The sequence below is a fragment of the Streptomyces sp. JK94 genome (assembly GCF_053613315.1).
The window spans coordinates 71,916-79,424 of the sequence record NZ_JBSICH010000042.1; the positions used below are offsets into that span (position 1 = coordinate 71,916).

1 protein-coding gene is annotated in these 7,509 nt (G+C 75.6%); it reads right to left on the reverse strand.

Features of this window, described 5'->3' with window-relative positions:
* Positions 1-268: 268 nt before the first annotated feature.
* On the reverse strand, positions 269-7,509 hold a 7,241-nt coding region (locus ACVV2G_RS29570; RefSeq protein ID WP_453845845.1), incomplete at its 5' end, for a type I polyketide synthase.

Sequence of the window (7,509 nt, forward strand, 5' to 3'; positions counted from 1 at the left end):
GGGCCCACGGCGTGCCCGGCGCCCCACGGGCACACCACAGCTCACCAGCTCCGTCGTGTCGGCCGCGCCGTACACCAGCCCGGAGAAACAGACATCGCGCACACGGGAAACGGGCGGGTCGGGGCTTCACGCCACCGGTGGGAGGAGGGGGTACGGGGTGCAGGGCCCCGTGGACACGGCGGGGCCCGGTGCCGGTGGCACCGGGCCCGCGGGCCGGCCGGTGGGCCGGGCGTCGCTCCGAGCGGCGGGCCCGCCGCTCGGAGAAGGCTCAGGAGAGCCCGAGTTCGTTGTCGAGCATGTCGAACATGTCCTCGTCGGAGGCGGAGTCGAAGTCGAAGGACTCGTCCTCGGTCTTCTCCCCCGACCCGGTGCCCGCCTCGGTCCGCAGCGACTGCCACTTGCCGCGGAGCACCTCCAGTCGGCCGGCCACCTGGTCGAAGAGGGCACCGAACTCCTCGCTGCCGGCCTCGATGCCGGCGAGGCTGCGCTCCAGCCTGTCCAGTTCCGCCAGCACCGCCCCGGGTCCGTCCGCCTCGGCGGGGGCGACCTTGGCGTACAGGTGGGCGACGAGTTCGCTGGGCGTCGGGTAGTCGAACAGCAGGGTGGCCGGGAGCCGGACGCCGGTGAGGGCGCCGAGCCGGTTGCGCAGTTCCACCGAGGTCAGCGAGTCGAAGCCGAGGTCCTGGAAGGCGCGGGTCGGTTCGACGTCGGCCAGGCCGGCGTGGCCCAGTACGGTCGCGATCTGGCCGCGCACCAGGTCCAGGAGGACGTCCCGGCCCTCGGCGGGGGTGAGCCCGGTGAGCCGTCGGGTGAGGTCGGCCGCCGCCGCGGCACTTCCCGCAGTGGCGGTCCGGCGGGCCGGGGTCCGGATCAGCGACCGGAACAGCGGCGGCACGTCACCGAGGGACCGCAGGGCGCCCAGGTCCAGCCGTACCGGAAGAACCGCCGGGGCGGACCCGGCGGGTCCGGTGACCGTGTCGAACAGGGCCAGGCCCTGCTCGGGGGTCATCGGCGGCATGCCCGCCCGCGTCATGCGTGCGATGTCCGCCTCGGTGAGCTCGCCGGTCATGCCGCTGCCCCGGGTCCAGGGACCCCAGGCCATCGACACCGCGGGAAGTCCGCGGTCGCGGCGGTGGCGGGCCAGCGCGTCGAGGAAGGCGTTGCCCGCCGCGTAGTTGGCCTGCCCGGCGCTGCCGAGGGTGCCGGCCACCGAGGAGAACAGCACGAACGCGTCGAGTTCCAGGTCCGCCGTGGCCCGGTGCAGGTGCCAGGCGGCGTCCGCCTTGGGCCGCAGGACGGAGGTGAGCCTCTCCGGGGTGAGCGAGTCGACGACTCCGTCGTCCAGGACGCCGGCCGCGTGGACCACCGCGCGCAGCGGGCGATCGGCGGGGATGCCCGCCAGGAGCGCGTCCACGGCCGTCCGGTCGCCGACGTCGCAAGCCACGACGGTGACCCGGGCCCCGGCCTCCTCCAGGGCGGCGGTGAGGTGGCCGGCCCCCTCGGCGGCCGGGCCGCGCCTGCTGACCAGGAGCAGGTCGCGGACTCCGTGCGCGGTGGCCAGGTGGCGGGCGACGGCGGCGCCCAGGCCGCCCGTGCCTCCGGTGACGAGGACGGTGCCCTCCGGGCCCCAGCCGGCCGGCGCGTCCGCGGTGGGCCCGTCCGGGGCGGGTGCGTCCGCGGTGGGCGCGGGCGTCCGCACCAGGCGGGGTGCCAGCAGTCGGCCCCCGCGCAGCGCGAGCTGCGGTTCGTCGGAGCGGGCCGCGGCCCGCAGGGCCTGCGTCGCGTCCTCCGCTGCCGCCGGGTCCGTCGCTCCGGCCGGATCGGTGGCGGCGGGCTCCAGGTCGAGCAGGGCGAACCGGTTCGGGTGTTCCGCCTGGGCGGCGCGTACGAGTCCCCAGACCGCGGCGGCGGCCGGGTCGGCGCCGTCGGTGGCGCCCCGGGTCACGACGATCAGGCGGGAGGCGGCGAACCGCTCGTCGGCGAGCCAGTCGCGGACCGTTCCCAGCACGCGGGCGGTCGCCGTGCGGGCGGCCTCCGCCGCGTCGGCGGGCACGCTCCGGCCGTCCGTGCCCGGCTCCGCCAGGGGGGCGGTGCCGACCGGCAGCAGGACCACCGGCGGCACACCGCCGCCGGCCGGGTCGTCCGTGGTGTCACCGGAGCGGTCACCGAGGTCGGTGAGGCCGGACACCCGCTCGACGTCGGCGGTCCCGAGCCGAGCGGCGTCGGGGCCGATCACGGTGAGGGGGCCGGACGCCGTGCCGGGGAGTGCGGCACCGTCTCCGGAGTCCGCGACGGGCACCCAGTCCAGGGCGAACAGGGAGTCGCGACCCGCGCCGCCCGCACCGCCGAGCTGTCCGGCGGAGACCGGACGGGTCACCAGGGAGGCGATCGTGGCCACCGGGGCGCCCGTGCCGTCGGCGACGGCGATCGCGAGAGTGCCGTCGTCGGCGCGGGACAGCCGCAGCCGTACCGCGGAGGCGCCCACGGCGTGCACGGACACCCCGTTCCAGGAGAACGGGACCTGGCCCGGGCCAGTGTCCTGCCCTGCCGTGCCGTCGTCGCCGGCACCGGCGAGTGCGGTGGCGTGCAGTCCCGCGTCGAACAGGGCCGGGTGCAGGGTGAACGCCCCGCCGTCGGCGCTCTCGGGCAGGGCCGCCTCGGCGAAGACCTCGCCGTCCCTGCTCCAGGCGGACCGCAGGCCCTGGAAGACCGGCCCGTAGACGAACCCGGTGTCCTCGAAGCGCTCGTAGAGGCCGGTGACGTCGAGCGGCCGGGCCTTCTCCGGCGGCCACACGGTGGCGTCGAAGTCGGTGGCGGGGGTGTCCGCGGGGCCGGACGCCAGGGTGCCGTCGGCGTGCGAGGTCCAGGGCGCGCCCGGGTCGTCGGCGGGCCGCGAGTGGATGCCGACGGTGCGCCGCCCCGACTCGTCGGGGGCGCCGACACCGACCTGCACCTGGACCGTACCGCGTTCGGGCAGCACCAGCGGCGCGGCGAGCGTCAGTTCCTCCACGCGGTCGCAGCCGAGGACGGTGCCCGCGTGGACCGCGAGTTCGAGGAGGGCGGTACCGGGGACCAGGACGGATCCCATGACGCGGTGGTCGGCGAGCCAGCCGTGGGTGCCCTGGGAGAGCCGCCCGGTGAACAGGTGGCCGTCGGTGCCGGCCAGCTCCACCGCGCCGCCGAGCAGCGGGTGGTCGGCGGGCGCGAGTCCCGCGGCCTCCGCTCCGGCGCCCCTCGCCATCATCTCCGCGGGCCAGAAGCGGCGCCGCCGGAACGCGTAGGTGGGCAGGTCGGCGCGGCGGGCGCCGAGCCCGGCGAAGAACGCCGCCCAGTCGATGCGGACGCCGTGGCCGTGGAGCCGGGCGAGGGCGTCCACCAGGGCGTCCTCACCGGGCACGGTGCGACGCTGGGCGGCGACCGTGACGGCCTCCTCGGGGAGGGACTCGCGGGCCATGGCCGCCGCGACGCCGTCCGGGCCGAGTTCCAGGAAGCGGGTCACGCCGGCCTCGTGCAGGGCGCGGACGCCGTCGGAGAAGCGGACGGCCTCGCGGACGTGCCGCGTCCAGTACGCGGCGGAGCACAGCTCGTCGGCGTCGGCGACGGCCCCGGTCAGGTTGGAGACGACCGGGAGCGTGGGCCGCTGCGGGGAGAGGCCGGCGACGACCGCGCGGAACTCCTCCAGCATCGGCTCCATCAGCGGGGAGTGGAAGGCGTGCGACACGCGCAGTGCGGTCGTGCGCCGTCCCCGTTCCCGCAGGGCGTCGGCGACGCGTGCCACGTCCTGCGCCGTGCCGGACACCACCACGGACGCGGGCCCGTTGACCGCCGCGACGGAGACGCCGTCGGTGAGCAGCGGCAGCACCTCCTCCTCGGTGGCCCGCACGGCCGCCATGGCACCGCCCTCCGGCAGGGCCTGCATCAGCCGGCCACGCGCGGCGACCAGGGCGCAGGCGTCGGCGAGGGAGAACACCCCGGCCACGTGCGCCGCGACGACCTCGCCGATGGAGTGGCCGGCCACGAAGTCGGGGGCGACGCCCCACGACGCGATCAGCCGGTACAGGGCCACCCCGAGGGCGAACAGCGCGGCCTGGGCGTACGCGGTGGCGTCGAGCGCCGCCTCGTCCTCGCCCCACATCACCTCGCGCAGCGGCCGTTCCAGGTGCTCGTCCAGTGCGGCGCAGACCGCGTCGAGCGCCTCGGCGAACACGGGGAACCGCTCGTACAGGTCGCGGCCCATGCCGAGCCGCTGGGAGCCCTGTCCCGGGAAGAGGAGGGCGAGCAGTCCCTCGCCCACCGCCGTCGCGGGCTCCTCGCCCCGTGCGACGGCGCCGAGCGCGGCGAGCAGGCTCTCCCGGTCGGAGCCGGTGACGGCCACGCGATGCTCGAAGGCGGTGCGGGTGGTCGCCAGGGAGTGGGCCACGTCCACCGGGCGCGGTCCACCGGCCGGGCTGCCGAGGGCGGTTGGACGGTGCCCCGTCAGGTGGTGCAGCAGCCGCTCCGCCTGGGCGCGCAGGGCGTCCCGGTCGCGGGCGGACAGCAGCCACGGGACGACGGGAGCCGTGTGCCCGCCGCAACCGGCGTCTTCGGGGCGGGCGGCGCCGGGTTCGGTTCCGGCGGGCGCCTGTTCCGCGGCGGCGGGCGCCTGTTCGATGATGACGTGCGCGTTGGTGCCGCTGATGCCGAAGGAGGAGATGCCGGCGCGGCGCGGACGGTCGCCGCCCGTCCACGCCCGCGGTTCGGTGAGCAGTTCCACCGCGCCGGCGGTCCAGTCGACCTGGTCGCTGGGCGCGTCCACGTGAAGCGTGGCGGGCAGCAGCCCGTTGCGCAGGGCCATCACCATCTTGATGACGCCGGCGACACCGGCCGCGGCCTGCGTGTGACCGATGTTCGACTTGACCGAGCCCAGCAGCAGCGGCCGATCCTCGGGCCGGTCCTGGCCGTACGTGGCGAGGAGTGCCTGCGCCTCGATCGGGTCGCCGAGCGTGGTGCCCGTGCCGTGCGCCTCGACCGCGTCCACCTGGTCGGCGGCGAGCCGGGCGTTGGCGAGGGCCTGCCGGATGACCCGGCGCTGGGAGGGACCGTTGGGCGCGGTGAGACCGTTGCTCGCGCCGTCCTGGTTGACGGCGGAACCGCGGACCACGGCCAGCACCTCGTGACCGTTGCGGACGGCGTCGGAGAGGCGCTCGACCACGAGGAAGCCCGCCCCCTCGGAGAAGCCCGTGCCGTCGGCCGCGGCGGCGAACGACTTGCAGCGGGCGTCGGGCGCCAGCCCGCCCTGGCGGCCGAACTCGGCGAACACGGCGGGTGTCGACAGCACGGTGACACCGCCGGTGACGGCGAGCGAGCACTCACCCTGCCGCAGCGCCTGCACCGCGAGGTGCAGCGCCACGAGGGAGGAGGAGCAGGCGGTGTCGACGGAGACCGCCGGGCCCTCCAGACCGAGCTTGTAGGCGACCCGGCCGGTGACGACGCTGCCGTTGCCGTCGCTGCCCGGATAGTCGTGGTACATCACTCCGGCGAAGACACCGGTGCTGCTGCCCTTGAGCGAGGACGGATCGATCCCGGCCCGTTCCAGGGCCTCCCAGGACATCTCCAGGGCCAGGCGCTGCTGCGGGTCCATGCCGAGGGCCTCGCGGGGCGAGATGCCGAAGAACCCGGGGTCGAAGTCGGCCGCTCCTTCGAGGAAGCCGCCTTCCCTGGCGTACAGGCCGTCGGGGTGCCTGCCCTCGGGGTCCCGCAGGATCGACAGGTCCCATCCGCGGTCCTGCGGGAAGGGGACGATCGCGTCCTCGCCGGAGGTGACCAGGCGCCACAGGTCCTCGGGCGAGGCGACCCCGCCCGGGTAGCGGCAGGCCATGCCGACGATGGCGATCGGCTCGTGCCGGGCCGCGGCGAGCCTGCGGTTGTCCCGGCGCAGCCGGGCGGTCTCCGCGCGGGCGGCGCGCAGGGCGCCGGTCTCGCCGTTTTCACGGGGTTCACGCGGTTCCCGGGTTTCGCCGGGTTCCCGGGTTTCGCCGGGTTCCCGGGTTTCGCCGGGTTCCCGGGTTTCGCCGGGGCCGGTGGCCCCGGTGCCGTCGAGGCCGGCCCGGACGGTGTCGCCGTCGGCGGCGTCTGCGCCGCTGACGGGCTCGCCGGTTCCGCCGTGCTCGCCGGTTTCGCCGGTTCCCTCGTGCCGGCGGGCTCCGTCGTCGTACGCGGTGACGTCGGGGCCGTCCTCGTCGTCGCCGTCCAGGGCCGCCAGGAGGGCGTCCCGCTCGGTGTCCGGCAGGCCGCCGGCGTCGTCGGCGAGTTCGAGCAGCGTCTCGACCAGGCCCGCGTCGCGCAGGCGCCGGGTCGGGATCGACGACAGGGCGCGGCGGAGGCCGTCCTCGCCGTCCGTCCCGCCGCCGTCCGGGCCGGTCTTCGGGTACGCGGCGGCCAGTTCCTCCTCGATGACCTCGGTGACGGCGAGGGCGTTGGGGTGGTCGAAGACCAGGGTGGCCGGGAGCCGGAGCCCGGTCAGGGTGTTGAGCTGGTTGCGCAGCTCGGTGGCGGCCAGCGAGTCGAAACCCAGCTCCTGGAAAGCCCGGTCGGCACCGACCGCCTCCGCCGAACCATGCCCGAGCACCGACGCCACCTGCTCCCGCACCAGCCGCAGAACCGCACGCCGCCGCTCACCCTCCGCAAGCGCCGCCAGCCCCCGCCCCGGCGAGTCCGCACCCTTCACTCCCGCCGCCGAAACCCCTGCCGCGGCTGCCGTGCGCCTCACCGGGGCCAGCGCCCTCAGCAAGGCGGGCACCTCATCGGTACGGGCACGCAAAGCCGCGGTGTCCACCCGCAACGGCACGACCGTCGCCTCCCCACGACCCAGACCCCGCGCGAACAACGCCAGACCCGCATCACCGGAAAGCACCGGCAGACCCTGCACAGCCATCCGCCGCCGGTCCACCTGCGACAAGTACTGCCCCAGACCCGCACCCACATCCCAGAACCCGTACGCCATCGACGTCGCCACCAGACCCTCGGCCCGACGCCGCGCCGCCAACGCGTCCAGGAACACATTCGCCGCCGCATAGTTGCCCTGCCCGGCCGTCAACACCAGACCACCGGCCGAAGAGAACAACACGAACGCCGCCAACTCCACACCCAAGGTCGCCTCATGCAGCCACCACGCCGCATCGGCCTTCGGCCCCAACACCCCATCAAGCCGCTCCGACGACAACGCACCCACCAGCCCGTTGTCCCCCACACCGGCCGCATGCACCACCGCCAGCAGACCACGATCCGCCACCAGCGACTCCACCAGCCCCCGCACAGCCCCACGATCGGACACATCACAAGCCAGCACCTGCGCCTCGGCACCCGACTCCCGCAACTCCGACACCAAATCCGCCGCACCCGGCGCATCCGGACCACGCCGCGAGACCAACACCACGTCCCGCACCCCACGCTCGGCCACCAAATACCGGGCCACCACAGCACCGAGACCGCCCGTACCACCCGTGACCAACACCGCACCCGAACCGTCCA